Source organism: Leisingera sp. ANG-Vp (assembly GCF_000813725.1).
Classification (GTDB): domain Bacteria; phylum Pseudomonadota; class Alphaproteobacteria; order Rhodobacterales; family Rhodobacteraceae; genus Leisingera.
In genome coordinates, this window is the sequence record NZ_JWLD01000047.1 from 125,352 (window position 1) to 149,915 (window position 24,564).

Sequence of the window (24,564 nt, forward strand, 5' to 3'; positions counted from 1 at the left end):
TATGCCCCTAGCCGGGATACCTAGCCAATGGCCAAGGACGCTCAGCGTTCTTGGCCTAGGTTCTGTCTGCCTGCTAACTGCTTTGCAATTGAATAGCGGCGGCTCCTCGGAAACTTTTCTGACGTCGTTAATGCCGAACACTCTATCGGCAAATTCCTCAGTTTCAGGAGCAACTGAAAGCTTAGTATTCTTGTTCGTTTCCTACGTTGCAGGTGAGGCTTTAATGCTCATGGGCATGAAGGCGCAACATAAGAGTCCAGTTCACTTAATGCGTTTTGCAACAATCAAGTTCGTCCAAACTGAAGGCAACGAAGTGTGGCTTCAGCAGTTTTCGGAAGCCGAAAGAAAGTTCGAGCTGTTTAGCGGATTGGCAATAACGATCTTGCTGCTAGGAGGCAGCATCGGGTTAAACAGTTTTCTCAGTTTTGAATGGCTTTACGGAGTATTATTTTCAATTGGCGGCGTTGTTTTCGCATGCATGTCGTTCAGTTTCGCACAGGACGCTTACGATGGTTTCTCAGAGTTGATGAATGCAGTGGACGAGTTTCGATCACGTGACGCAGATAGAAAGATGCATGAAGCCGAGAGAAGTTATTCGGATGGCGGCAGAACAAACACGCAAGAAACCCTATGACCCTACAGATCCTTTTTTTCTCATACATTGACCTTTCTTTCACAGGTCATTGTCCCCTAAAGCGAGTATCCTCATGACGCTCTCGGATCTGAACCTTGCCTGCCTTTCGATTCCGACCCCAATCCGATTGTATTGCGGCAGCTTTTTCTTGAAGTTCCCAGTGTGCATTGTTTGGGCGGCAGGCGAGTGCGATACCTCGGGCGCCGATGCCTCCCAGCCGAAGACACGCCGCGCATGATGCTTCTTCTTTGCAGAAATACTCCGGGGGAGGCCCGCCAGGGCCGGGGGCAGCGCCCCCTTCCGGACACGGCCAACCGCACGACGGGATTCCTTGAGCGGAATCAAAGCGCTCCCCTGCCTTTCCGGGCCATCCTCTCCGCACTACGGAATAAGGAGAAGACCGATGGCAACTCATGTGCTCTGGCAGGCCGACGTAGCCGATTTCAGCGCCTGGCTCACCGTGTTCAGGCAGGACAAGCCCAGCCGCCAGGCCGCGGGCATCACCGATATGAATGTCTGGAGCGATCCGGACCGGAACAACCACGCCGTGGCGCTCTTTGCGATCACCGACCTGGAGAAGGCACGCGCCTTTTTCGGCTCCGAGGAGCTGGCCATGCATCTGGAACGCGACGGGGTCACCAATGTCTCGATCAAATTGCTGACCCCGGTCTGATCACCGAAGCCCCAAACAACAGCTCCGCGGACCGGAGCCGGGGCCAAGAAAGGAAAACAGCCCATGTCCCAATATGACGTCATCGTAATCGGCGCCGGCCCCGGCGGCTATGTCTGTGCCATCCGCTGCGCCCAGCTGGGGCTGAAGACAGCTGTGGTCGAGGGGCGCGAGACCCTTGGCGGCACCTGCCTGAACGTGGGCTGCATCCCCTCCAAGGCGCTCTTGCACTCGACCCATCTGCTGCACGAGGCCGAGCACAACTTTGCCCATATGGGCCTCAAGGGCAAAAGCCCCTCGGTCGACTGGGACCAGATGAAGGCCTACAAGGACGAGGTGATCGGCCAGAACACCGGCGGCATCGAGTTCCTGTTCAAGAAGAACAAGATCGACTGGATCAAGGGCTGGGCCTCGATCCCCGCGGCCGGCAAGGTGCAGGTGGGCGACGAGGTGCATGAGGCCAAGAACATCGTGATCGCTTCCGGCTCTGTGCCTGCCTCCATTCCGGGCGTGGAGATCGACGAGAAGATCGTGGTCTCCTCCACCGGCGCGCTGGAACTGCCGAAGATCCCGAAAAAACTGGCGGTGATCGGCGCAGGTGTCATCGGGCTGGAACTGGGTTCGGTTTACGCACGTTTGGGCTCGGAAGTGACCGTGGTCGAATACATGGACGCGGTCTGCCCCGGCATGGACAAGGATGTGCAGCGTTCCTTCAAGCGGATTCTGGAAAAGCAGGGCCTCAACATCATTCTGGGCGCCGCGGTGCAGGGTGTGGAGACCACCAAGACCAAAGCCAAGGTCAAGTATCAGCCCAAGAAGGGCGGCGAAGAAGTCACGCTGGACGCCGATGTGGTGCTGGTGGCCACGGGGCGCAAACCTTACAGCGAAGGCCTTGGCCTGGATGCGCTTGGCGTCACCATGACCGGGCGCGGCCAGATCGCCACCGACAACCACTGGCGCACCAATATCCCCGGCATCTACGCGATCGGTGATGTGATCGAAGGCCCGATGCTGGCCCACAAGGCCGAGGATGAAGGCATGGCGGTGGCCGACGTGATCGCAGGCAAGCATGGCCATGTGAATTACGGCGTCATTCCGGGTGTCGTCTACACCACCCCGGAAGTTGCCACTGTCGGCGCCACCGAGGACGCGCTGAAGGCCGAGGGCCGCAAGATCAAGGTGGGCAAGTTCATGTTCATGGGCAACGCCCGCGCCAAGGCCGTCGGACAGGCCGAGGGCGGCTTTGTCAAAATCATCGCCGACAAGGAAACCGACCGCATCCTGGGTGCCGCCATCATCGGCCCGGCCGCGGGCGACATGATCCACGAATTGTGCGTGGCAATGGAATTCGGCGCCTCGGCCGAGGATGTGGCGCTCACCTGCCACGCGCATCCGACCTATTCGGAAGCCGTGCGCGAGGCGGCACTGGCCTGCGGCGACGGGCCGATCCACAGCTGATTTGCAGCCGGACGGCAGGCATTGAAAGGGCAGCTTGACGCAGCTGCCCTTTTTCTGTTGGCGGCCCGGCAAAGGCCGGCTCTAGTGTTCCTGCAATGCAAACACAGGAGGCCCGCAAATGCCCGTTTCACTGCAAGTCATCTACCCTGTCAGCGAAGAAAGCCGCTTCGATCACGGCTACTATGCCTCAACCCACATGGAGCTGGTGGACGCACATATCGCCCCCCACACCCAAAGCATCGTTGTGACCAAAGGGCTGGCCGGCGGCCCGGATGTGCCCCCACCGTTTCATGCTGTCGCAACCATGGTGTTTACCGATCAGGCTGCATTGGATGCGGCGATGCAGGCCGCAGGCCCTGCATTGGCCGACATTCCGAATTTCACCAACGTGCAGCCGCAGATTCTGATTGGCGAGGTGGTCCGCTGAAGAAGCGCCGGGCTGGCAGAGGACATCCTGCCAGCCCAGCCCGGCACAGCGGCCGGCAGGTGAGTGGTGGCGCAAACGCCGGACGGGTGCGCTTGCTGAAGCTATCAACGCGCAGCACCCAGGTTTCCGTCGCAGGTTTCCAAGATTTTGCGCACAAAAGTTTTGCAAAAAACTTTTGCCAAGGAAATTTGAATTTCCTTGCACCGCCTGCCGCAGCTGCCGCCGCAGATCAGCTTTGCAGCGCGGGCTGGCCGGGGTCGAATCCCGCTTCGCGCATCAGGGCCGCCGAACGGCCTTCCACCGTCTCCTCCAGCGCCTTCATAAAGGCTTTCGGCTTCAGGCCGGGCTGCATCGGCTCGAGGAATTCCACCACCCCCAGGCCCGGATGGCGCATCAGCCCGTTGCGGGGCCAGAAGACGCCAACGTTGGTTGCTACCGGAACACAGGCCTGTTTCAGGCCTTCATACAGCACTGCTGTGCCAACCTTGTAAGGCTTCTCGGCACCAGGCATCACCCGCGTGCCCTGCGGGTAGATCACCAGCTGGCCGGGCTCGCGGTTTTGCGCCGCCACATCCTTGACCATCTTGGCAATCGCCGCGCCGCGCTTGCCGCGGTTCACCGGCACACAGCCCAGGCGGCGGGCATAGACGCCGATCACCGGTGTCCACAGTAATTCGCGCTTCATGATGAACCGGGCCGAGGGCAGCGCGTTGAAGATGATCAGGATGTCCAGGAAGCTCTGGTGCTTGGCGGCGATGATCACCTCGCCCTTAGGCACCGGGCCGCGCACTTCGGTGCGGATCCCGACCATCCAGCGTGCTGTCCACAGCACCCAGCGGCAATAGGTCTTGCAGGCCGCCCGGGCGCCCTTGCGCGACACCACGGCCCAAGGGGCAAAGATCACCCCCAAAACCAGCATGGAAGCGTAGACATGAATGTCGAACAGCACCGAGCGCAGCAGCTGGAAAAGTCGGCTCACGACAGTTCTCCCAATCGTTTGGTTGCGGCGCGGGTGGTGGCGGCAAAGGCCACCAGCGCGCCCAGCGGCGGGATCATCAGCGGCACCAGCCAGCCCCAGCCCTGGAAGCCGAGTCCGGTGAGGAAGCCGCCCTCGTCCGAGGCTTCCGGCATCAGCAGCACACCGATCATGCCCAGGGCAACGCCCGCGGCAGCACCGCTCAGTGCCCGCAGGGTAAAGCGGCGGATAAAGGCCTGGGCGATGTAGCTGTCCAAGGCCCCCACCAGACGCAGCACCTCGATCACCTGGGCATTGGCGGCCAGCGCAGCATTCGCAGCCAGGGTGATCATCGCCGCGGTGGCGCCGCCGATCAGCAGGATCGACACCCAGGCCAGGCGGCGCAGCGAGCGGGCCGCCTCCACCAGCGGTGCGCGCCAGCGGGTGTGGTCATCCAGCACCGCACCCGGCACCTCGGCCTGCAGCCGCAGCCGCAAACCCTGGGCATCATAGCCCTGATCGTCGCCGGTTACTTCGATCAGCTGCGGCAGCGGCAGGCTGCCCGCAGGCAGGCTGGAGCCGAACCAGGGCGCCAGAAGCGCCGCCTGCTCTTCGCCGGTCAAAGCACGGGCAGTAGCGACCCCGGGCGTCTGGCGCAGGATTTCCAGCGCCGCTTCGGTTTGCGCCACCCGCTGCTCGGCCGGGGCGTTGATGCGCAGGGTGGCGGCACGGGCCAGCTCCGAGGCCCAGCGGTCAGCCAGACGGCCCGACGCCATCGACAGCGCCAGCGCAAAAACCGCCAGGAACGCCATCGCGCCGGAGACAAACAAAGTCAGATGGGCGGTAAAGCCGCTCGGCGGCACCACCCGGTTGGCCTGGGTGTCTCCCAGGATCAGTCTGCGCAGCCTGCCTTCGCTCATAGGTCCGCTCCCGCAAGCTGCAGCTGCCGGTTCGAGATCCGCAGCACCCGCGCCTGCACCTGGTTCTTTGCCGCCCGGATCAGCGACAGGTCATGGGTGGCGACAAGGATGGTCTTGCCCATCCGGTTCAGCTCCACCAGGAGCTGCAGCAGCCGCTGCGACATTTCCCAGTCGACGTTGCCGGTCGGCTCATCCGCAATGATCACATCCGGCGACAGGATCACCGAGCGGGCCAATGCCGCCCGCTGCCGCTCGCCGCCCGAGAGTTCCGGCGGCAGCGCATGGGCGCGTTCGCTGAGGCCGACCCAGTTCAGCAGCTCGCGCAGGTTGGCTTCCTCGTGGTTCAGCTCGCGCCCCGAAACCAGGAGCGGCAGGGCGATGTTCTCGATCACCGGCAGATGGTCCAGGAACCGGCAGTCCTGATGCACCACCCCGACCCGGCGGCGCAGGAAAGCCATCTGGTCGCGGTCCAGCCCGTGCACATCCATGTTGAAGGCGCGCACCCGGCCGGAGGTCGGCGTCAGCGCGCCGTAGCAGAGTTTCAGCAGAGTGGTCTTGCCTGCCCCAGACGGGCCGGTCAGAAAGTGGAACGAGCCCGGCGCCAGCTGCACCGACACCGCATTCAGCAGCTCGCCGCCGCCGTAGTTGTAGCCCACATTTTCCAGCTCGATCACTGCTGCCCCCCGCTTGCGCCTTTTGAGTAGCGCCCGGGTGTTTTGCCCCAAGGGGCGGGCAGTTTCAATGGGGGCTCTGTTGCGCGGAAGCCGCCGCGGCCGGCGGGCTTGCGGGCGGGCGGCGATTGACACTTTCGCGTCCCCCCTGATCTGCATATAATCCATTGAAAAACAACCTGCCGCCTGCTGGCCGGCAGGATGGTGCCGAGGAGAGCATGATGCGCCTGACCTGCCCGAATTGTGCAGCCCAGTACGAAGTGCCCGAGGATGTGATCCCTGCCGAAGGGCGGGACGTGCAATGTTCCAACTGCGGCCAGACCTGGTTTCAGGCGGCTGCAGGCGCCCCAGCGGCAGAAACTCCGGCAGAAGATGCCGCAGCGGCTCCGGAAGCCGAAGCGGCCCCGGTTGCGGAAACCCCGCCGGAGAGCCATCCCGAGCCCGAGCCCGAACCGGAGCCCGCTGAAGAGAGCTTCGAGGAACCGGCGGAAGCCGCCGCTGAAGAAGACCCCGAGCCGGAGGAAGCCCCGCAGGCCGCCGCCGAAGAGGCCGAAGAGCCGGACGAACTGCCAGAGATGGAAGAGGAACCGGAAGCAGCGCCTGCGCAGCGCGGCCGCGGGCTGGATCCGGCGCTGTCCGACATCCTGCGCGAAGAGGCCGAACGCGAAGCCTCGCTGCGGGCCGCAGAAAGCGAGAGCTTGGAAACCCAGCCCGAACTGGGGCTGGACAGCGCTGCAGCCGAGGACGAAGCCGCCCGCCGCACCCGGCAGGCGCGCGACCGCATGGCCCGCATGCGCGGCGAAGACCCGCGCCAGCTGGCCGCTGCCGAAACCGGCTCGCGCAAGGAACTGCTGCCGGACATCGAGGAAATCAACTCCACCCTGCGGTCGGCCGGCAGTGCAGCGCCTGCGCCGCAGACGGCCAGTGAAGAGCCGCCGGTGCAGCGCAAAGGCGGCTTTGCCCGCGGCTTTGCACTGTCACTGATCGCAGCGCTGGCGCTAGTGATGGTCTATGACAATGCGGCGCTGATCTCCGAGAAAGTCCCGCAGGCGGATTCCGCGCTCAGCAGCTATGTCGGCTGGGTCGACCAGGCCCGGCTGTGGCTGGACGGGCAAGTGAAGTCACTGACCAGCCCGCAGTAAGCTCAGTCAGACAAGCAAACTAAAAGGCCGGGTCAGAGCCCGGCCTAATGCATTTTGCCACTCATGCTAATCGCGCGCCTTGTACCGCTTGGCTACAGGGCTTCAAAACCGGTCCAGCAGCCGCCGCAGGTAGCTGCGCTCCCGCTCGTCCCGGCCGAGTTCTCCAGCCCGGCGGCGAATATCCTCCAGCAGGTCCCAGGCGCGGCCATAGGGACTATTATTATTGATATTACCCAAACGGTTGGGGTCAAGCCCGCCACTTGGTCCGTCAGGACGTTCGCGGCCAAGCGGATCCCGGTTCGTGTCCACCATTTGCCCTTGCCCGTTCTGCTGGCCCGGCTGGCGCTGCTGCGCCAGGGCCTCGCCCAGGCTGCGCATGCCCTCGCGCAGGGCCTCCATGGCCTCTGACTGCCGGTCAATGGCCTCGGCATTGTCGCCGCCGCGCAGCGCTTCTTCAGCGCCCTCCATGGCACGGCCTGCCCGGTCCAGCGCCTCGCGCGCGGCCTCGCCGGCCTCACCGTCCAGATAGGGCAGCCCCTCGCGCTGCTGCTGCAGCTGCTGGCGCAGCGCCTGCTGGCGGTCGGCCAATGAGCCGCCCTGCCCGGGCTGTTCACGGCCGCCAGACCCGTTGCCGCCGGGCGTGCTGTCCTGCGCGCCCTGATTGCCTTCACCGCCCTGGCCGCCCTGACCGCCGCCCTGGTGGCTCTGGCCGCGGCCCAAGCCGCCATCGCGGCCTTCATTGCCCTGGCTTTCGCCGCTGCGGGCGCCGGGGTTGAATTGCTCCTGCAGATCCCGGAAGGCCTGATCCGACAGACCCTGCTGTTCACGCAGGGTTTCGCCCAGCCCTTCCATCGCTTCGCGGCCCTGATCGCCGCCCTGGCCCTGCTGCGAGCGGGTCATCTGCATGTTTTCCATCATCTCCTGGAACTCGCGCAGCGCCTGCTCGGCCTCGGCCATGCGGCCCTGCTCCATCAGCTCCTGGATGCGGTCCATCATTGCCTGCAGGTCATCCTGGCTGAGGGTCATCATGTCCTCCGGCATTTCACCCGGTTCCAAGGTCTCGCCATTGGCCTCGGCCTGGCGGCTGAGCTGGCGCATGTAGTCCTGGGTCGCTTCGCGCAGCTCCTGCATCAGCCGGGCGATCTCCTGCTCCGAGGCGCCGTCGCGCATGGCCTGGCTCAGCCGCTCCTGCGCCCGGCGCATCCGCTCCAGCGCATCGCCGACATCGCCATCTTCCAGCTGGACTGCCAGATCCCACAGCGCGGCGGTGATTTCCTCTTGCCGCGGCTCGGGAATGCTGCCCTGCATTGTATAGGCCTCCAGCCGCCGCAGAATGGTGCGCAGCCGCAGATAATCGCCGTAATTGCGGAACAGGCCCGCCGGACGGTGCGACAAGGTCCGCAGCACCTGCGCGACCCGCGGCGCATTGGCGCGCGCCCACAGCAGGTCGCGCCGCTGTTCGATCACGGCTGCCGCCAGCGGATCAAAGAAACGCCGGGTGGTCAGCTGGGTCCCGAACCCCGCAGCCGCTGCAGATTGCCCGGCCTCATCCACAGCCGAGAAGGTGAAGACCACCGGCAGGTTGGCCCAGGGATGCTGCGCGAAATCCTCGATCAGCTTTTCGGTGAAATCCTTGCGCGACCCAGACAAAGGCAGCGGCAAATCCAGCACGATGGCCTCCCGCGCGTCAGGGTCGGCGGCAAGGCCGTGGCGGCGCTCGACGGCCGCCAGATCCAGCGCGATCCGCACCTGACCGGCAGCCACCCCGTAGTCATCCCCTGCCGAAAAGGCCAGCGTGGTAAAGCCGTCATTCTCCAGCTCCGGCTGTCCGGCCACTGCCACCCGGGGAGGTTCATCCGGGATCACGTCAACCCGCCAGCTGCGCCCGCCGGCACCTTCGATGGCAAAGGAGCCGCTGCGCGCGACCGTGAACTCCTGCGCATCTTCTGCAGACGGCGGCGTTTCTCCGTTGGGATCAGAAACGTCCTGCGACAGGCTCAGCGCCCCGACCTCGCCGTAAAACCGCAGGGTGACGCGGCTGCCCTCGGGCAGTTTCAGCGCGCCTTCCGCCTGATCGTTCAGGTACAGCACCGGCAAGCGGGTATAGGCTGGCGGCTCGGCCCAGCCTTCCCAGGCCGGCCCGCTAAGCGCCGCAGGGCCACCCGCGCCCAAATCCTTGATCGCTGCCACCTGCCAGATTGAGCCGAACAGCAGTGCCACCGCCAGGAACAGCCCCGCAACATAGCGCAGAGCATACGGGTCTGCCGCATTTACGTTCAGATCCGGTGCCGGAGCCCGGGCCTGCGCTGCAGATGCAGCCATCCGCCGCTTGTGGGCGTTCCAAAGCGCGATTGACGCCGCATCTTCTGCGCCGATCGCCTGGGTGTCCAGCAGCGCGGTGACAGGCCGTCCCGGCAAGGTTTCATCGAGCCGCTCCAGCGCCTCGCCGCGGCTGGGCCAGCGGAACCGCCAGGCGCCCCAGCCAAAGGCAGCGGTGGCGGCCAGCACCGCCGCCATGGCGCCGGTCCAAACAGCCGTTTCCGGCAGCAGCAGCTGCAGACCCAGCATCAGTGCGGCCAGCACCGCCATCAGCACCGAAGCCAGCGGCCAGAAGGCGCGCATGGCCCGTTCCGCAACGAGTCCGGCCTGCGTCAGCCGCAAGGGCCAGCGCAGGCGTTTCAGGACCGGATCGGCACGTCTGTCAAAGGGCATTCGGGCCTCATGCTGTGATGGCCCGCGCCGGATCATGTCCCGGATCGCGTCAAAGCCACTCGGGGATGGTATCGCGGTTTATCATTTCGTCAAAGGCCGGACGTTGCCGGATAACCGCGAATTGATCCCCATGCACCAGCACTTCCGGGATCAGGGGGCGCGAGTTGTATTCGCTGGCCATCACCGCGCCATAGGCGCCGGCGCTGCGGAAGGCGATCAGATCGCCAGCGGCCAGAGGGGCCATGCTGCGCTGCTTGGCAAAGGTATCTCCGGTCTCGCACACCGGGCCAACGATGTCATAGGGCTGGCTCTCGGTGCCCGGGGCGGGCTCGTTTACCGGCACGATATCGTGGTGCGCTTCATACATCGCCGGGCGGATCAGGTCGTTCATGGCACCGTCGACGATCAGGAAGTCGCGGCCCTCGCCGGATTTCACATAGATCACCTTGGAGATCATCAGACCTGCGTTGCCCGCGATCAGCCGGCCCGGCTCGATCTCGATCTCGCAGCCCAGATGGCCCAGCGTGTCCTTGATCAGCTGGCCGTATTCCACCGGCAAGGGCGGCGCCTCGTTGGAGCGCTCGTAAGGAATGCCCAGGCCCCCGCCCAGGTCCAGGCGGCGGATGTTGTGGCCTTCGGCGCGCAGGGTTTCCGTGAGCTCTGCCACCTTCTCATAAGCCAGCCGGAACGGTTCCAGATCGGTCAGCTGCGAGCCGATATGGCAGTCGATGCCGACCACCTCCAGCCCCGGCAGGGAGGCGGCAAGAGCATAGACCTCCTTGGCACGGGAGATCGGGATACCGAATTTGTTCTCGGATTTGCCGGTGGCGATCTTGGCATGGGTCTTGGCATCCACATCCGGGTTCACCCGGATGGTGATTGGAGCGACCATGCCCAGCTCCAGCGCCACCGCGTTGATCACCTCCATCTCCGGCTCGGATTCCACGTTGAACTGGCGGATGCCGCCGGTCAAAGCCACGCGGATTTCCTCAGCCGTCTTGCCAACGCCGGAGAACACGATCTTTTCCCCCGGCACCCCCGCCGCCTTGGCCCGCAGGTATTCGCCCTGGCTCACCACATCCATGCCCGCCCCGGCCTGCGCCAAGGTCTTCAGGATCGCCTGGTTGGAGGCTGCCTTCATCGCGTAGCAGACCAGGTGATCGGTGCCTTCCAGCGCCTCATCGAACAGCTTGAAATGCCGCAGCAGGGTGGCGGTGGAATAGACATAAAACGGGGTGCCCACCGCCGCGGCGATCTCGGAGATGGGAACGTCTTCGGCGTAGAGCGCGCCGTCGCGGTAGAGAAAATGGTCCATGGTCCCGGCTTTAGGGCAAAAGGGGCATATGGATCAAATGATTCCGCCGCTCCCGGCGCCGCACCCGGCTGCCGCAGAAGCTCTCCCGCCCGTCGCCAGACGCATCAAAGATGCGCCCGCTCCCGTTGGGCGTGGCGCCGCGCAGCGGCGGTGCCCAGCACCCTTCTCCCTTGACGCGCAGGCCTTCTCACTATGGCAATCGCGCCTGAGGGCTGGCCTGTCCTAAGGCGCATCTCAGTACAGTCTTCTTCTGCGCTGCGTCAGCAGCGCCAGGCCCAAGGCTGTAATAGGCGCCCTCAGGGCGCATTTTCAGGCGCGGGAGTACCCCCGTCTCTCTCAGTCTGCGTGTTGCGGCCCAAGCGCACGCCCTTCTCACTGCATCTTAAGCCGGCGCTGCCATGCTCCTGAGGGATCTCGATCTCCGCCGGGGCTGACACGCCCGGCACTCAGGAACAGGGCCCTGTGGCAAGGGCACGCAGAGACAACGTTCAGCGTGCGGGCGGATACGCCCGTCCCGCCTCCGCCCATTTGGCGGCGCCGCCACTTTTGCAGACGATCTGAAGACCGCCGGCGGTCAGGCCTGCCGGGCAGCAGGAAATCACTCGAAGCACCGCCCGAAGCTGCCTTCGGAGCGGTCTAGAACGTATGGGAAACCCCAACCCGGGCATAGCCGGAGACCGACACACCGGTCTCCGCAGGCGCGTGCTTCTGCGGCGGATTGGCCGTCGGCCCCGGTGCCTCACAGGCTGCCAGCGCCAGCAAAGACAACAGCACAGCTGCAAATTTCATCTGAGTATCCTCAATCGCAAAGAGAAACGCCCGGGCACCAGGCCCAGGCGTTATCTATTTGGTGTTTCAGAGCCTTAGCTTCAAGCAGCTGCCAGACTAGAAGCCGAGAAAAACGCTGATGGGGCCCTTATGCAGCCCAACCGCGCCGCCGGCATGGACACCGCTGTCGCCGACGCCGATCCCGGCGTTCAAGGTCGGCTGCACCGGCTCGCCGTCGACGCCGCAAGCCGCCAGCACCGCCAGTGCAAACAAAGCAAAAACCGTCTTCCGCATTCTTCAGCCTCCTTGCCTCCGCGGCGGCTGCCGCCTCAGCCCGCCAGGAATTCCTGCCAGCGGACGATTTGCGCGCGCACCTGCGCCGGCGCGGTGCCGCCATAAGACATGCGCGAGTTTACCGAGTTTTCGACGCCTAGCACAGTGAAGATGTCCTCGGTGATGCCTTCATGCACGCCCTGCATATCCGCCAGCGAAAGATCCGGCAAATCGCAGCCGCGGCTTTCCGCCATCGCCACCAGGGTTCCGGTCACGTGATGGGCATCGCGGAACGGCACCTTCAGCACCCGCACCAGCCAGTCGGCCAGGTCGGTCGCGGTGGAGAAGCCGGAACCGGCAGCGGCGGCCAGGCTCTCGCGGTTGCCGGTCATGTCTTTCACCATGCCTTCCATCGCCGCCAGCGCCAGCATCCAGTTGTCGGCGGCGTCAAACACCTGTTCCTTGTCTTCCTGCATGTCCTTGGAATAGGCCAGCGGCAGCCCCTTCATCACCATCATCAGCGCGGTGTTGGCGCCAAAGATCCGGCCCACCTTGGCGCGGATCAGCTCCGCCGCGTCCGGATTCTTCTTCTGCGGCATGATCGACGAGCCGGTCGAGAACCGGTCGCTGAGGGTCACGAAACGGAACTGGGCCGAGGACCAGATCACCAGCTCTTCGGCAAAGCGGCTGAGGTGCACGGCGCTGATCGACGCCACCGACAGGAACTCCAGCGCGAAATCACGGTCGCTGACCGCATCCAGAGAGTTGGCCGCCGGGCGGTCGAAACCCAGGGCCTTTGCCGTCATCTCCCGGTCGATCGGGAAAGAGGTGCCTGCCAGCGCCGCAGCCCCCAGAGGCGATTCGTTCATCCGGGCACGGGCATCGCGCACCCGGGACAGGTCGCGGCCGAACATTTCCACATAGGCCATCATGTGGTGGCCCCAGGTCACCGGCTGCGCCGTCTGCAGATGGGTAAAGCCCGGCATCACCCAATCGGCACCCGCTTCGGCCTGGCTCAGCAGCGCCTTGATCAGCGCCAGCAGGCCGCTTTCAGCCGCATCCAGCTGGTCCCGCACCCAGAGTTTGAAATCGGTCGCGACCTGGTCATTGCGCGACCGGCCGGTGTGCAGACGGCCCGCAGGCTCGCCGATGATTTCCTTCAGGCGGGCCTCCACATTCATGTGGATGTCTTCCAAGGCAGTGGAAAACTGGAAAGTTCCGCCCTCGATTTCTGACAAAACGGTGAGCAGCCCTTCCCGAATGGCTTCGGCATCATTATCCGTAATGACGCCTGTTGCGGCCAACATCGCCGCATGGGCCCTGGAGCCTGCGATGTCCTGTGCTGCCATCCGCTTGTCGAACCCGATCGAGGCGTTGATCGCCTCCATGATCGCGTCGGGACCTGCGGCAAAGCGGCCGCCCCACATCTGGTTCGAGGATTGATCTGTCATGGTGTGGAACCCCGGAGATAAAATGCGTCTGTTTCGTCAGCTTTCCCTTTATATGGCCCTCGCCTTGGGTGCAAATGCCGCGGCTGCGGCAGATCAGGCGCAGCTGGAAGCGCTGCGCGAGGACAGCCTCAAGCGGCTGGTCGTGCATTCCGAGCCGCGCGACACATCTGCCACCGCGTTCCAGCTGGCCGATGGCGCCGGCACTGCCAGCCTGGAGGATTACCAGGGCAAGGTGGTCCTGCTGAACTTCTGGGCCACCTGGTGCGCGCCCTGCCGCAAAGAAATGCCGCAGCTGTCAGAGCTGCAGGAGGAATTTGGCGGTGAGGATTTCGAAGTCCTGACCATCGCCACCGGCCGTAACGCACCTGCGGGCATCCAGAAGTTCTTTGACGAGGTTGGCATCACCAACCTGCCCCGCCACCAGGACCCGAAACAGGCGCTGGCCCGCGAGATGGCAGTGATCGGCCTGCCGATCACGGTGCTGCTGGACCGCGATGGCAAGGAAGTCGCGCGGCTGCTGGGCGATGCCGAGTGGAACTCGGACAGCGCTAAGGCGATTATCAGCGCAATGATCGAGACCGAGGCTGAAGGTTAAATTTGCTGTGCGTCTGCGGAAGCCTAGAAACCCTGGGTTCCGCAGACAGGCTGGGAAGTACCAACAACGGCCTTAAGTCTAAAGTGGGCAGCGCTTCCAATTTCCTACTTCAACCGGATTACGGCTCTTTGTCGCCAGCTTTGCCTAGTCTTCCTCGGGGAAAGTCACAGAATGCGCGTATTGGTCTCCAAATATCATTGAGGTTTTGCGTTTCTTTGACCTCCCCCTAGCTTCTGCGTCGCCACTGAACAAAATATGAACCCAGCTCGTTTTCATTGTTGAAAAACTTGTCCATTCAGCAACATCTTCGCCGAGTTTACAGCTGACCTTGTCAACGGACCATCCCTCAGAATCAGCGGGAACAGCCAGTGTTGCGGGCGTCTGAAAGCGAACCCGGAACTCTTTCCCTGTGATAGTGCACGTTGCTGCGACTGGCTTGTGCGGACCGGCAGTCATTTCTGCAGCCCGGAAAACTACTTGCTGCATTGGCGTTCCTCTGGGTGCCGGCTTGTCTGCATATACAAACGGAGCGGGCTCCAGCGGGACAGGTTCGGGCAGCGGAGTACAGGCAATCAATACCGCGGAAGTCAAAGCGCAAGCAGCTTTAGCTGCCCATTTCGAACCAACGAAAGGTGTTTTCAATAATCTGTCCTTCAACTCTGATTTGAATTTCAAGCACCACATATCCAACAGCTTCGAAAGTCCACCGAAAAGCTCATGCAGCCGTTTCGGATGACCGTTGGCCCTTGCCTTGGCGCTGCAGTTGTTCCCAGCGTGATCCCGGCAAAATTTGCACTACCTCATACATGAGGGACGTCTCGATAAGGGCGCCCAACTGTAGGGTGGAGAGTGAAATGAAACCTGTTGTGTTACTGATCGGCAAGCTGCCGCATGTGATTGGCAATGTGGCGGAGCAGCTGGATCATCTGCCGATTCAATGGCTGGGCGCGCATGACCAGCCCGAAGTGGTGCGCCAGCTGGAAACCGAGCCGCGCATCGAATGCGTGATCATGGGCGCCGGGCTGGACGACCAGACCCGCGGTGACCTCATTGGCATCATCGCCTCGCTCCGGCCGGATGTCTGCATTCATCTGAAAGACCGCAGCTCCGGCCCCGAAGGGCTGGTGCCTTTTGTCGAGCAGGTAGTGCAGATGCGGGTGCTGCCGCAGCCGCAGCGCGCGCCCGCAATAGCCTAAGGCCCGCATCCTGCGAGCACGTGCCCCGGGGCAGCACCAAAGCCGCCGGCCAGGCCAGGCGCTTGTCTGGCCAGACGGGAATTGCCTCAAATGCAATCTTTAATCCCGCCTCAACCCTTTTGCGTGATGCTGCACGGCAAAGCATACTGTGTCACATCTTTGCCGGAACGGGGCCCTGCAGCACATGAACAGACGAAACGCCAAGGCAGATCTTCCCGAAGGCTCCGAAAGCCCGCTGAATGCAGCTGTGGCGAGCCGCGACAAATCAACGCTCGAAATGGTTGCCGATGCAGTGCAGCACAACCAGACTGTGCTGGCCTACCAGCCCATCATGCAGGCGATGGCGCCGCATGGCGTCGCCTTCTACGAGGGTTACATCCGGGTGCTGGATCCAACCGGCCGGGTGATTCCGGCACGTGAATTCATGCATGTGGTCGAGGACAAGGAAATCGGCCGCGAGATGGACTGCCTGGCGCTGCAGCACGGGCTGCGGGCCCTGGATAAATTTCCCAACATCCGGCTTTCGGTGAACATGTCGGCCCGCTCCATCGGCTATCAGCGCTGGACCCAGGTGCTGGAGCGTTTCATCAAACGCGACGCCAACCTTGGTGAACGGCTGGTGCTGGAAATCACCGAAACTTCAGCCATGGCCGCGCCCGAGCTTGTGACCGATTTCATGGGCCGGATGCAGCAGCACGGCATCGCCTTTGCGCTGGACAATTTCGGTGCGGGCACCACCTCGATCGGCAGTTTCCGCCAGTTCTTTTTTGACGCCGTCAAAATCGACGGCCAGTTCGTGCGCGGTGTTCATGCCAACTTCGACAATCAGTCCGTGGTGCGCGCGCTGATCGGTATTGCCAAGCAATTCGACATGTTTGTCGTGGCGGAATCGGTCGAAAGCCAGGATGACGCCGAATTCCTGGTCGCCAATGGCGTCGACTGCCTGCAGGGGTACCTGTTCGGCGCCCCTTCCGTGTCGCCGCCCTGGATTGAAGATCTGAAACAGCGCACTCAGACCGGCTGACTCGCGGCGCAGACGGCCTGCGGCGGTTCAGACCGCCCGTGTGTCGTACTCAAACGCGATCAAGACAGCCGCCCGGCACGAGAAGCACACCGGTTCCGGCAACGGCGCCCGGCGTTCCGCCAGCGCGCCTGCAGGGTGCAACAACTCTCTTGACAGATTCTTCCCGATTTGCCTAAGTCCGGCCATTCTGGTCCGGCTGGGAGACCACCCGGGTAAAAGGGAACACGGTGAGGTGTAGCCAACAGGCGCCAAATCCGTGACTGCCCCCGCAACTGTGAGCGGAGAGCAATGCTGCGATATGCCACTGCCCCAAGGGGCGGGAAGGCGCGGCAAAGCCTCGACCCGCGAGTCAGGAGACCTGCCAGGATGATCACCCTGTCCGGGTGCGGGGCGCGCTGAGGACAACGGACTTCCGTAGTGGTGGCAGTTTCACCGTCTGCGGAGGCAATGCCTTCCAAAGACCAAAATCTGACCATGCTGCCCGCTCCGGGCAGCCGCTTGGCCTGCGTCTGTTCGCGCGGGCCGGGAGGAATTGACTATGCGCAAGGCAAGCTTGCCCCCTATCACTGCGATGGCCGCGGCCCTCGCCGCCGCCCCCGCAATCGCAACCGCCCAGGACACAGAGGTCACCGACCTGGGCGAAATCATCGTCTCCGGCGGTTTCACTCCGGTCGGCGCGCAGCAATACGGCCGTGCGGCCACGGTGGTGACCAGCGAGGAAATCGAAAAACGCGGCATCAGCACCGTCCAGGACGCATTGCGCTCAGTACCCGGCCTGATGGTGAACGGTTCCGGCGACAGCTTTACCCAGGTCCGCATCCGCGGTGCTGAGGCCAACCATACGCTGATCCTGATCGACGGCGTCGAAGCCTCAGGCGGCGACAGCGAATACATTCTGTCCGGCTTGGACACTGCCAATATCGAACGCATCGAGGTTCTGCGCGGCCCTCAATCGGTGTTCTACGGCTCCAACGCCTCGGCCGGGGTGATCAACATCATTACCAAGAGCGGCGGCACCGGCACTGAATTCGGCGGCAGCGCCGAGACCGGTTCGGACGGTTACCGGGCTTCGGCACGGGTGTCTCACCGGAGCGAACGCGGCGGCATTGCCTTCAGCCTCGCCCATGACAACGACGACGGCTACGACATCTCCGGCGACGGCGGCGAAGAGGACGGTATTCGCCGCAGCACCGCCCAGCTAAAAGGCGACTACCTGGTGACCGGCCAGTTGAAGCTCGGCTTCAATTTCCGCACCTCCGATGAGCGCTACAGCAACGACACCAACTCGTTTTCCGCGGCCGATGCCGCGGGCTATGTCGTGGATGATCCAACTGCATTCAGCGACCGGGACGAGCAGCTGGCCCAGGTCTACGCCGAGCTTGATACATTGGGCGGCCGGCTGAAGCACCGCCTTTCCCTGGAACGCACCGATTTCGACCAGTCCTTCAGCGGCGGCACGCCAGCCGAGACCACGACAGAAGCCGCAAAATACCTGCTGAGCCTTGGCCTGGACGGGCGCCCCGCGGATCAGGCGGTCCACTTGCTGAACGCAATGCTGGAATGGGAAGAGGACTCCAGCAGCACCAACTCGGCCTTCCGGCGCAAAACCAACTCGATCGCACTCGAATACCGCGGCAGCCTGGCCAACGGTTTGGATTTTCAGCTTGGCGCCCGTTATGACGACAACAGCGTTTTCCAGAACGGCTTCAGCTGGACCGCCAGCGGATCTTATCTGATCCCCGGCAGCGAAATCCGCCTGCATGCCTCCGCAGGCACCGCTGTCGTCAATCCGACTTACTTCGAGCTGTTTGCAAACTCCTTCGGAACCATCGGCAACCCCGATTTGCAGCCCGAGGAGAACCGCGGATTTGACATCGGTGCCGAGTTTACCGTTCTGCAGGGGCGCGGCACCTTTGATATCACTTACTTCAACGAGACCCTGACCAACGAAATTACATGGGGCGTGCCGGTTACTGGCGGCACCACTTATGAAAATCAGGCAGGAGACAGCGACCGGCAGGGCGTCGAACTGTCGGCAAGCCTGGATGCAACCGGCAGCCTCTATCTAAACCTGGCCTACACCTATCTGGACGCCAGCAACCCTGACGGCTCGGTCGAGGTTCGCCGCCCGGAGCACGAGCTGCTGCTCAGCGCCACCCTGCAGACTTTCAACGGCCGCGGCTCGGTTTCAACCGATATCCGCCATGTCGCTGGCAACTGGGACAGCCAATTCTTCGGCTCCTTCGGCACCGCTGAACTGCCGGATTACACCACAGTCAACGTCTCGGCCCAGTATGACCTGACAGACAACCTGGTGCTGACCGGCCGCGTCACCAACCTGTTCGACGAGGAATACTCGGACGTGTGGGGCTACGCCAAGCGCGGCCGTGCGGTCTATGCCGGCGTAAGGGCGTCGTTCTGATCGATGCGCAGGCTGCCCGGCATAGCCCTGGCCCTTCTGTGGGCCGCCACCGGCGCTTTGGCCGGGCCGTCGCGCGTGGTGTCGATGAACCTGTGCACCGACCAGCTGGCGATGCTGCTGGCAGCACCCGGCCAGCTGGCCTCGGTCTCCTATATCGCGCGGGACAGCCGCGCCTCGGCCATGGCTGATGAGGCCATGGCCTACCCCGTCAATCACGGCCAGGCAGAGGAGATTTATCTGTTGAAGCCGGATCTGGTGATTGCCGGGGCGTTTTCGACCCCGGCGACCACCAGCATGCTGCAGCGGCTTGGCGTGCCGGTGGTGGTGTTCCAGCCCGCCGACTCGCTGGAAGACGTGCGGCAGCGGATCCTGGAGATGGGCCGTGTCCTAGGCCGGGAACAGGCCGCGCACGAACTGCTGGCCGGCTACGACAAGCAGCTGGCCTTGCTGCAGCCCGCTGACGGCCCCCGCCCGCGGGCTGCGCTTTATGCGGCCAACAATTACACCGCCGGGCCGAAGTCTCTGGCGGGACAGATTCTTGAGGCTTCGGGACTCGAGAACATCGCCGCCGGGATGGGGTACGCCCGCTCCGGCAAAATGCCGCTGGAAGTGCTGGCAATGGCAGAGCCGGACCTGCTGGTGGGCACCTCGCCCTACCCCCGCGCCTCGCGCAGCGAGGACAATCTGGCCCATCCCGTGGTGCAGCAGCTGGCCGCCCAAAGCGGCGCCGGGCAGATGCGCGATGCGGATTGGGTCTGCGGCACCCCGCATGTGCTGCGCGCGGTGCAAAATCTGTCCGAGGAGCGCCGCCTGTTCTTGCAAAAGGAGCACGGGGAATGACCCGTCTGATGCTGGTACTGTCAGTTGCCGTCGTAGTGCTGTTCCTGATCTCGCTTACCGTGGGACCTGCCGATGTTGACATGGGCGACAGCCTCGCGGCGCTGTTTGACGACAGCTACGGCCCCTTGACGCTGGTGATGCAGGAAATCCGCCTGCCGCGCGCCATTCTGGCCATTGTCATCGGCGGCGGGCTGGGGCTGGCAGGGGCTGCAATGCAGGGGTATTTGCGCAACCCGCTGGCCGAGCCGGGGCTGATCGGGGTGTCCTCTTCGGCCGCATTGGGCGCGGTGCTGGCGATCAACACCGGTCTGGCCGCTGCCCTGACACTGGGCCTGCCGCTGGCGGCGCTGGCAGGCGCTTTGGCGGGGGTATTCCTGGTGATGGCCCTTGCCGGGCCGCAGGGCGGCTCGCTGTCGCTGATCCTGGCAGGGATCGCGATTTCGGCGATGGCCGGGGCGCTCACCTCGCTGGTGCTGAACCTGTCGCCCAACCCCTTTGCCGCCAATGAGATCGTGTTCTGGATGATGGGTTCGCTTGCCGACCGCTCGATGGTGCATGTCTGGCTGGTGCTGCCCTTTGCACTGACCGGTGCCGCAATTCTGCTGACGCTGGCGCGGGGGCTGGATACGCTCACCCTGGGCGAGGATGCAGCCCGGACCATGGGGATGAACCTGAACCGGCTGCGGCTGCTGCTGGTGCTGGGCACTGCCAGCATTGTCGGCAGCGCTACGGCGGTGGCCGGAGCTATCGGCTTCATCGGTCTGGTGGTGCCGCATATCCTGCGCCCCTTTGTGGCGGGCCAGCCCTCGCGGCTGTTGTGGGCCTCGGGTTTGGGGGGCGCGATCATGCTGCAACTTGCGGATATCGCGGTGCGGATCATCCTGCCCTCGCGCGACCTGAAGCTTGGGGTGGTCACCGCCCTGGTCGGGGCGCCCTTGTTCCTGCATCTGATTTACAAGACACGGAAGGGGCTGGCATGAGCGTGCTGTCGGTCGAAAACCTTTCGGTCACCCTGCGGGGCCGCCCGGTGATCCGGGATGTATCGCTTGAGATCCAGGCGGGCGAGTTCGTCGGCCTCCTGGGCCCGAACGGCACCGGCAAAACCAGCCTGATGCGCGCGGCGCTGGGGCTAATCGCCTCCTGCGGGCGCAGCTCGCTGGCTGAAATGAGCGCGGCAGAGCGCGCCCGCGCCGTAGCCTGGATGCCGCAATCGCGCGAGATTGCCTGGCCGGTCCCGGTGGAGCGGCTGGTGGCGCTAGGCCGCCTGCCGCATCTGCCGCAAGGGTTGCGGCTACCGCCCGCGGACCAGGCACTGGTTGATCAGGCCATCACCCGCATGGGGTTGGACCCCTACCGCCAGCGCGCAGCCTCGCGCCTGTCGGGCGGCGAGCAGGCGCGCGCGCTGATTGCCCGGGCCCTCGCGCAAGACACGCCGCTGCTGATGGCCGATGAACCCGCCGCCGGGCTGGACCCGGCGCATCAGATCTCCACCATGGAGGTCTTTGCAGCGCTGGCTGCCGAGGGCCGCTCAGCGCTGGTATCATTGCACGACCTGGGGTTGGCGGCGCGCCATTGCACCCGGCTGATCCTGCTGGCTGAGGGCGGCATTCTGGCTGACGGTGCGCCCGCCGATGTGCTGACACCGGATCTGATGGCCCGCGCCTTTGGCATCTCAATCTGGCATCAGACCACGGCTCAAGGCCCCGTGTTCCAACCCTTGGAAGTACTGTGATGCCTACTGTCACCCTGGACCGCCCCTGGCTCGAGTTTGATCTGGGCGCAGATATGCAGGTGCTGAGCTGGGCAGTGAACCGCCCCGGCCTGGTCACCGCCCGCCGCATCCTGTGGCGCGAGGTCCGCAACAGCGACCTGCCGCGCGATCTGGATGTGACCGAGTGGTTTTCGGATGAGCTGTCCGCGCGCAACAGCAGCGATGCGGTGGCCTTTTTGACCTCGCGCGATGTGCGCCGCCATTGCCAAGCCTCGGCGGAGGTAGAGGGCATTCAAGCCCACGCGGTGGCGACCGTGGGCCTGTCGAACGCCGAACGGGTCGGCAGCCGGATGGATTACGCCAGCCGCAATTGGGGCACCATCAATGTTGCCCTGCACGTGTCCCAGGGGCTGACCCAGGCCGGGCTCATCGAAGCAATGAGCATTGCCGTCCAGGCCCGCACCGCAGCGGTGATGGAAGCGGGCGTCGCCTTGCCAGGCGGAACCGCGACCGGCACCGGAACCGATTGCGTCGCGGTGGCGGCCCCGGCCGGGGCTACCCCTTATGCCGGGCTGCACACCGCCACCGGCGAAGCCATCGGCAAAGCCATTTACCAGGCGGTCCACGCGGGCGCCCTGGAATGGAAAACAACCAACAGGAGGGCAGCAGATGCCTGAGCTTCAACAGGTGCTGAAAGCGGCGCTGATGCAGGAAGACTGCGGCTGGAACATGGGCTCTTTCGGCGCCATCGGCGAGTTCCACCATGTCTATGGCGACCCGGCGCCGCAGCAGCACGCCGGGCTGAAACAGGTGACCAGCCGCGGCGGCGTCCGCATCGACAGCCTCGAAGGTGTGCGCCCGGTGGCATATGAGACCCTCAGCCCCAAGCCGCACCGCTGGACCCAGGCAGTCTCTCTGTGCCTGCCGCACGCCGATGCCGCGATGAGCCGGCGCGATGTGCTGACCGCGCTTGGCCCCGACGAAGACGCTTTACGCGATGAAGACCGCGGTGCCTTTCTGTTCGACATGGGGCTGGGCCAGTACCAGGCGGATTTCTGCATCCGCACTGCCGATCCGGAGCTGCTGGAGGTGCTGAACGAAAACGCCGGCCGCTCGCTGTTTGAGCACGGCAACCCGGCGATGGGCGCGATCCTGAAACACCATCCCCACCGGGTGCTGCTGACCCGCCTGGGCCGGGTCGAGGTTTACCAGATGATCGGCGGCCCCGACACCGGCGGCAAATCCCCGGAAGGCCCGCACACCCATGTGCTGCCCAAGCTGCTGAAGGCCGGGCGCACCCATTCCGCCAACACGCCGATCCCCGAGGGCTGGGTGCCCTGCTGCGGCGTCCATCCCGAGAACCCGGTGATCGGCCGGCTGGGCGAGGACAAGGTGTTCAACCGCGCAGCCTTTGACGCCTTTCAGGAGCTGCTGGGCGCCTGGGGCGCCGAAGCCTACCGCCAGGGCAAGCAGGCGGTCTGGGAGCTGCTGCAGGCTGGCACCCCGGCAGAGGATGCCGCGGAGCCGGAGACCCGGGAAGGCCGGGCCGGCTGGCGCAATGGCATCCGGCAATGGCGGGTGCTGCACGGGCCGAGCCGGCTGACCGAGGCCTATGCCGGGCGCTTTGACCGCGGGGCCGGGGAAACCGACCCGGAAAACCCGGGCCACTGACGGAGGCTGCGATGTCCCTTGCTCCACTCTTTGACTTCATGGCCCGCGGCGGGCCGGCGCTGTGGGTGATAGCGGCCTTGTCGGTGCTGACCCTGGCGTTGTTCCTGTGGCGGGCGGTTGCGCTTGCCCAAGGCGGCGCCTGGCGCAAGACGCAGACCGAGGCCTGGATTGCAGAGTGGCACGAGGGCGGCACCCCGCCTGCCGCGCCGGGGCAAACCCCGCTGGACCGGTTTGCCGGGGCGGCCATGCGGGCGCTGCTGGCGCCAGGCTTCAGCACTGAGGCTGCGGAACGGGAAACCACCCGTGTCGCCAAGGCGGAGCTGGCAGAGCTGCGGCGGGGGCTACGGCCCTTGGAGCTGATTGCTGCGATTGCGCCGCTGATCGGGCTTTTGGGGACCGTTCTGGGCATGATCGGCGCCTTCCAGGCCCTGCAGGAAAGCGGCAGCGGTGCAGACCCTTCGGTGCTGGCCGGCGGTATCTGGGAGGCGCTGCTGACCACGGCAGCGGGCATGGCGGTGGCGATCCCGGCTTCGGCGCTGGCCTCCTGGATCGAAGGGCTGGCCGAGCGTGAACAGACCCGGATGGAGGATGCCGCCACCCGCGTATTCAACGGCGCCTCTGCCCGCCCAGCGCTGCGGCACGCTGCGGAATGACGCTAGCATTCGGGACACAGCGCGTGAGAAAGCGCCTGAGCCTCGCGCCGATGATTGACGTGGTGTTCCTGCTGCTGGTGTTCTTCATGCTGGCCTCGCAATTCGGCCGCGACCGGGTGGTGCCATTGGCCACGGGCGGCGCGGGCGCGGCGTACCAAGGGCCGCCGCGGCTGGTTCTGGTGACCGCCGAAGGGCTGCGGCTGAACGGGGTGCCGGTGGAGGCCGAAGCCCTGGCTGAGCAGCTGGCCCAACTGACCCGCGAGACATCGGATGCGATTGTCCTGCAGCCGGACGCCAGCGCCTCGCTGCAGCAGCTGATGGACGCCGCCGGGCTGCTGGCCGGGGCCGGCTTCACCGGGCTGGCGGTGATGGAGTGAGCGGCATGGATTTCTCGTCTCCTAAGAAGCGGCAGGCGGGCGAGCCGGTCCTGCCGATGATCAACGTTGTGTTTCTGCTGCTGATTTTCTTCCTGCTGTCCTCGCAGATCGCGCCCGGTGCCCCCTTTGCGGTGACACCGCCGGAACTGGAAAACGGCGAGCCCTCCGTTCCCGAGGCCGTGCTGTTCATGTCAGCCGATGGCCGCTTGCATTTCTCCGGCGCCGAAGGCGGCGACGCCATGGCCGCCGTCATGGCGCAGGCATCCGAGATCGACCCTCTGACCCTGCGGGCCGATGCCGAAGTGCCGGCCCGCGCAGTTGCCGCGCTGATCACCCGGCTGCGCGATGCCGGGATCAAGACTGTCACTCTGACAGGTACCGGTTCGTGACCCGGCGTGCGCTGTTCCCCCTTTGCCTGGCTGCCGCCGCCGGGCTGCATGCGGTCCCGTTCCTGGCGATGCAGGACGGCGGCACCAGGGCCGCAGGCACCGGCAGCAGCGGCAGCGGGCAAGTGACCCTGACGGCCGCCTCGGCAGCTCTGGCGCAGCAGGTTGCGGACTGGAACCGCCCGCCTGAGATTCACGCGTCGGCGTCAGCCGGAACGCCACCTGAGGCTCCGCAGCCGCCCGCTGCAACGGCGGCCCCGGCGGCACCATCCGCCCCGCCTGCCCCAGCAGCA

General features: G+C 64.6%; 27 protein-coding genes and 1 riboswitch. Of the genes, 18 read left to right on the plus strand and 9 right to left on the minus strand.

The window, feature by feature from the left end; translation table 11 throughout:
* The first annotated feature begins 130 nt into the window (after nucleotides 1-130).
* From RA20_RS16440 to RA20_RS16460, 4 genes are all read left to right on the plus strand, one after another.
* On the plus strand, nucleotides 131-634 hold the full coding sequence (locus RA20_RS16440; RefSeq protein WP_152618528.1) for a hypothetical protein: 504 nt from the start codon (nucleotides 131-133) through the stop codon (nucleotides 632-634).
* A 403-nt stretch (nucleotides 635-1,037) separates the two neighbouring features.
* Complete coding sequence (locus RA20_RS16450; protein ID WP_039131096.1) at nucleotides 1,038-1,307, plus strand: hypothetical protein; 270 nt, start codon at nucleotides 1,038-1,040, stop codon at nucleotides 1,305-1,307.
* Between the two features lie 63 nt (nucleotides 1,308-1,370).
* Complete coding sequence (gene lpdA / locus RA20_RS16455) at nucleotides 1,371-2,762, plus strand: dihydrolipoyl dehydrogenase (RefSeq protein WP_039131098.1); 1,392 nt, start codon at nucleotides 1,371-1,373, stop codon at nucleotides 2,760-2,762.
* 118 nt (nucleotides 2,763-2,880) lie between these two features.
* Nucleotides 2,881-3,189, plus strand: coding sequence for an EthD family reductase (locus tag RA20_RS16460; protein WP_039131101.1), 309 nt, complete (start codon nucleotides 2,881-2,883; stop codon nucleotides 3,187-3,189).
* Between the two features lie 229 nt (nucleotides 3,190-3,418).
* Here the strand turns inward: RA20_RS16460 and RA20_RS16465 are convergent, their stop codons facing one another.
* The 3 genes from RA20_RS16465 to RA20_RS16475 are packed head-to-tail and all read right to left on the minus strand — an operon-like array spanning nucleotide 3,419 to nucleotide 5,738.
* Complete coding sequence (locus tag RA20_RS16465; RefSeq protein ID WP_039131103.1) at nucleotides 3,419-4,168, minus strand: lysophospholipid acyltransferase family protein; 750 nt, start codon at nucleotides 4,166-4,168, stop codon at nucleotides 3,419-3,421.
* Complete coding sequence (locus tag RA20_RS16470; RefSeq protein ID WP_039131105.1) at nucleotides 4,165-5,064, minus strand: cell division protein FtsX; 900 nt, start codon at nucleotides 5,062-5,064, stop codon at nucleotides 4,165-4,167. The genes RA20_RS16465 and RA20_RS16470 overlap by 4 nt, the downstream gene beginning before the upstream one ends.
* The gene (locus RA20_RS16475; RefSeq protein ID WP_039131169.1) at nucleotides 5,061-5,738 is read right to left on the minus strand and encodes a cell division ATP-binding protein FtsE; all 678 of its coding nucleotides are present in this window, start codon (nucleotides 5,736-5,738) and stop codon (nucleotides 5,061-5,063) included. The genes RA20_RS16470 and RA20_RS16475 overlap by 4 nt, the downstream gene beginning before the upstream one ends.
* A 218-nt stretch (nucleotides 5,739-5,956) precedes the next feature.
* Between RA20_RS16475 and RA20_RS16480 the strand changes: the two genes are divergently transcribed.
* The gene (locus tag RA20_RS16480; protein ID WP_039131172.1) at nucleotides 5,957-6,877 is read left to right on the plus strand and encodes a zinc-ribbon domain-containing protein; all 921 of its coding nucleotides are present in this window, start codon (nucleotides 5,957-5,959) and stop codon (nucleotides 6,875-6,877) included.
* 102 nt (nucleotides 6,878-6,979) lie between these two features.
* On the opposite strand, the gene RA20_RS16485 is transcribed toward RA20_RS16480, so the two are convergent.
* From RA20_RS16485 to argH, 5 genes are all read right to left on the minus strand, one after another.
* Nucleotides 6,980-9,589, minus strand: a complete 2,610-nt coding sequence (locus tag RA20_RS16485; RefSeq protein ID WP_039131107.1) for a TIGR02302 family protein — start codon at nucleotides 9,587-9,589, stop codon at nucleotides 6,980-6,982.
* 49 nt (nucleotides 9,590-9,638) lie between these two features.
* Nucleotides 9,639-10,904: a diaminopimelate decarboxylase gene (gene lysA, locus RA20_RS16490; RefSeq protein ID WP_039131110.1), complete on the minus strand. Its 1,266-nt coding sequence runs from the start codon at nucleotides 10,902-10,904 to the stop codon at nucleotides 9,639-9,641.
* A gap of 636 nt (nucleotides 10,905-11,540) precedes the next feature.
* Nucleotides 11,541-11,693: a hypothetical protein gene (locus RA20_RS25810; RefSeq protein WP_193748859.1), complete on the minus strand. Its 153-nt coding sequence runs from the start codon at nucleotides 11,691-11,693 to the stop codon at nucleotides 11,541-11,543.
* Nucleotides 11,694-11,789: 96 nt separating this feature from the next.
* A complete protein-coding gene (locus tag RA20_RS25815) occupies nucleotides 11,790-11,966 on the minus strand; it encodes a lipoprotein (protein WP_193748860.1) in 177 nt (58 codons plus the stop codon).
* 35 nt (nucleotides 11,967-12,001) lie between these two features.
* Entirely contained in the window at nucleotides 12,002-13,396 is a 1,395-nt protein-coding gene (gene argH, locus RA20_RS16495; RefSeq protein ID WP_193748861.1) for an argininosuccinate lyase, read from the minus strand.
* Between the two features lie 22 nt (nucleotides 13,397-13,418).
* On the opposite strand from argH, the gene RA20_RS16500 reads away from it, so the two are divergent.
* Complete coding sequence (locus RA20_RS16500) at nucleotides 13,419-13,991, plus strand: TlpA disulfide reductase family protein (protein ID WP_193748862.1); 573 nt, start codon at nucleotides 13,419-13,421, stop codon at nucleotides 13,989-13,991.
* 144 nt (nucleotides 13,992-14,135) lie between these two features.
* Here RA20_RS16500 and RA20_RS25435 read toward each other — a convergent pair whose 3' ends face one another.
* A complete protein-coding gene (locus RA20_RS25435) occupies nucleotides 14,136-14,666 on the minus strand; it encodes a hypothetical protein (protein WP_152618529.1) in 531 nt (176 codons plus the stop codon).
* A 179-nt stretch (nucleotides 14,667-14,845) separates the two neighbouring features.
* Between RA20_RS25435 and RA20_RS16505 the strand changes: the two genes are divergently transcribed.
* From RA20_RS16505 to RA20_RS25970, 12 genes are all read left to right on the plus strand, one after another.
* Complete coding sequence (locus tag RA20_RS16505; RefSeq protein WP_039131116.1) at nucleotides 14,846-15,187, plus strand: hypothetical protein; 342 nt, start codon at nucleotides 14,846-14,848, stop codon at nucleotides 15,185-15,187.
* A gap of 184 nt (nucleotides 15,188-15,371) precedes the next feature.
* Nucleotides 15,372-16,211, plus strand: coding sequence for an EAL domain-containing protein (locus RA20_RS16510; protein ID WP_039131118.1), 840 nt, complete (start codon nucleotides 15,372-15,374; stop codon nucleotides 16,209-16,211).
* 171 nt (nucleotides 16,212-16,382) lie between these two features.
* A riboswitch (cobalamin riboswitch) is annotated at nucleotides 16,383-16,591 on the plus strand.
* Between the two features lie 158 nt (nucleotides 16,592-16,749).
* On the plus strand, nucleotides 16,750-18,633 hold the full coding sequence (locus RA20_RS16515; RefSeq protein WP_039131120.1) for a TonB-dependent receptor plug domain-containing protein: 1,884 nt from the start codon (nucleotides 16,750-16,752) through the stop codon (nucleotides 18,631-18,633).
* A gap of 3 nt (nucleotides 18,634-18,636) precedes the next feature.
* Nucleotides 18,637-19,473 (plus strand): ABC transporter substrate-binding protein, encoded by an 837-nt coding sequence (locus tag RA20_RS16520; RefSeq protein WP_039131122.1) that lies wholly within the window; start codon nucleotides 18,637-18,639, stop codon nucleotides 19,471-19,473.
* Nucleotides 19,470-20,453 (plus strand): FecCD family ABC transporter permease, encoded by a 984-nt coding sequence (locus RA20_RS16525; RefSeq protein ID WP_039131124.1) that lies wholly within the window; start codon nucleotides 19,470-19,472, stop codon nucleotides 20,451-20,453. Before RA20_RS16520 ends, RA20_RS16525 begins: the two co-directional genes overlap by 4 nt.
* On the plus strand, nucleotides 20,450-21,205 hold the full coding sequence (locus RA20_RS16530; RefSeq protein ID WP_039131127.1) for an ABC transporter ATP-binding protein: 756 nt from the start codon (nucleotides 20,450-20,452) through the stop codon (nucleotides 21,203-21,205). Before RA20_RS16525 ends, RA20_RS16530 begins: the two co-directional genes overlap by 4 nt.
* Complete coding sequence (locus tag RA20_RS16535) at nucleotides 21,205-21,861, plus strand: adenosylcobinamide amidohydrolase (RefSeq protein WP_039131129.1); 657 nt, start codon at nucleotides 21,205-21,207, stop codon at nucleotides 21,859-21,861. The genes RA20_RS16530 and RA20_RS16535 overlap by 1 nt, the downstream gene beginning before the upstream one ends.
* Nucleotides 21,854-22,855, plus strand: coding sequence for a DUF6925 family protein (locus RA20_RS16540; RefSeq protein ID WP_039131131.1), 1,002 nt, complete (start codon nucleotides 21,854-21,856; stop codon nucleotides 22,853-22,855). Before RA20_RS16535 ends, RA20_RS16540 begins: the two co-directional genes overlap by 8 nt.
* An 11-nt stretch (nucleotides 22,856-22,866) precedes the next feature.
* Nucleotides 22,867-23,508: a MotA/TolQ/ExbB proton channel family protein gene (locus RA20_RS16545; protein ID WP_052249035.1), complete on the plus strand. Its 642-nt coding sequence runs from the start codon at nucleotides 22,867-22,869 to the stop codon at nucleotides 23,506-23,508.
* 23 nt (nucleotides 23,509-23,531) lie between these two features.
* The gene (locus RA20_RS16550; protein ID WP_241482271.1) at nucleotides 23,532-23,885 is read left to right on the plus strand and encodes an ExbD/TolR family protein; all 354 of its coding nucleotides are present in this window, start codon (nucleotides 23,532-23,534) and stop codon (nucleotides 23,883-23,885) included.
* Between the two features lie 5 nt (nucleotides 23,886-23,890).
* Nucleotides 23,891-24,274 (plus strand): ExbD/TolR family protein, encoded by a 384-nt coding sequence (locus RA20_RS16555; RefSeq protein WP_039131137.1) that lies wholly within the window; start codon nucleotides 23,891-23,893, stop codon nucleotides 24,272-24,274.
* Nucleotides 24,271-24,564, plus strand: a 294-nt coding sequence (locus RA20_RS25970) for a hypothetical protein (protein WP_039131139.1), incomplete at its 3' end; no start/stop codon positions are given. The genes RA20_RS16555 and RA20_RS25970, both read left to right, overlap by 4 nt.

What these genes read in the sequence shown, in the direction of transcription:
- RA20_RS16480 (WP_039131172.1), top strand. Translation starts at nt 5,957, where the DNA reads ATGCGCCTGACCTGCCCGAATTGTGCAGCCCAGTACGAAGTGCCCGAG.
- lysA (WP_039131110.1), bottom strand. Translation starts at nt 10,904, where the DNA reads ATGGACCATTTTCTCTACCGCGACGGCGCGCTCTACGCCGAAGACGTT.
- RA20_RS16505 (WP_039131116.1), top strand. Translation starts at nt 14,846, where the DNA reads ATGAAACCTGTTGTGTTACTGATCGGCAAGCTGCCGCATGTGATTGGC.
- RA20_RS16520 (WP_039131122.1), top strand. Translation starts at nt 18,637, where the DNA reads ATGCGCAGGCTGCCCGGCATAGCCCTGGCCCTTCTGTGGGCCGCCACC.
- RA20_RS25810 (WP_193748859.1), bottom strand. Translation starts at nt 11,693, where the DNA reads ATGAAATTTGCAGCTGTGCTGTTGTCTTTGCTGGCGCTGGCAGCCTGT.
- RA20_RS16485 (WP_039131107.1), bottom strand. Translation starts at nt 9,589, where the DNA reads ATGCCCTTTGACAGACGTGCCGATCCGGTCCTGAAACGCCTGCGCTGG.
- RA20_RS16460 (WP_039131101.1), top strand. Translation starts at nt 2,881, where the DNA reads ATGCCCGTTTCACTGCAAGTCATCTACCCTGTCAGCGAAGAAAGCCGC.
- RA20_RS16535 (WP_039131129.1), top strand. Translation starts at nt 21,205, where the DNA reads ATGCCTACTGTCACCCTGGACCGCCCCTGGCTCGAGTTTGATCTGGGC.
- RA20_RS16450 (WP_039131096.1), top strand. Translation starts at nt 1,038, where the DNA reads ATGGCAACTCATGTGCTCTGGCAGGCCGACGTAGCCGATTTCAGCGCC.
- RA20_RS16440 (WP_152618528.1), top strand. Translation starts at nt 131, where the DNA reads ATGCCGAACACTCTATCGGCAAATTCCTCAGTTTCAGGAGCAACTGAA.
- lpdA (WP_039131098.1), top strand. Translation starts at nt 1,371, where the DNA reads ATGTCCCAATATGACGTCATCGTAATCGGCGCCGGCCCCGGCGGCTAT.
- RA20_RS16515 (WP_039131120.1), top strand. Translation starts at nt 16,750, where the DNA reads ATGCGCAAGGCAAGCTTGCCCCCTATCACTGCGATGGCCGCGGCCCTC.
- RA20_RS16470 (WP_039131105.1), bottom strand. Translation starts at nt 5,064, where the DNA reads ATGAGCGAAGGCAGGCTGCGCAGACTGATCCTGGGAGACACCCAGGCC.
- RA20_RS16530 (WP_039131127.1), top strand. Translation starts at nt 20,450, where the DNA reads ATGAGCGTGCTGTCGGTCGAAAACCTTTCGGTCACCCTGCGGGGCCGC.
- RA20_RS25815 (WP_193748860.1), bottom strand. Translation starts at nt 11,966, where the DNA reads ATGCGGAAGACGGTTTTTGCTTTGTTTGCACTGGCGGTGCTGGCGGCT.
- RA20_RS16510 (WP_039131118.1), top strand. Translation starts at nt 15,372, where the DNA reads ATGAACAGACGAAACGCCAAGGCAGATCTTCCCGAAGGCTCCGAAAGC.
- RA20_RS16500 (WP_193748862.1), top strand. Translation starts at nt 13,419, where the DNA reads ATGCGTCTGTTTCGTCAGCTTTCCCTTTATATGGCCCTCGCCTTGGGT.
- RA20_RS16555 (WP_039131137.1), top strand. Translation starts at nt 23,891, where the DNA reads ATGGATTTCTCGTCTCCTAAGAAGCGGCAGGCGGGCGAGCCGGTCCTG.
- RA20_RS16545 (WP_052249035.1), top strand. Translation starts at nt 22,867, where the DNA reads ATGTCCCTTGCTCCACTCTTTGACTTCATGGCCCGCGGCGGGCCGGCG.
- argH (WP_193748861.1), bottom strand. Translation starts at nt 13,396, where the DNA reads ATGACAGATCAATCCTCGAACCAGATGTGGGGCGGCCGCTTTGCCGCA.
- RA20_RS16525 (WP_039131124.1), top strand. Translation starts at nt 19,470, where the DNA reads ATGACCCGTCTGATGCTGGTACTGTCAGTTGCCGTCGTAGTGCTGTTC.
- RA20_RS16540 (WP_039131131.1), top strand. Translation starts at nt 21,854, where the DNA reads ATGCCTGAGCTTCAACAGGTGCTGAAAGCGGCGCTGATGCAGGAAGAC.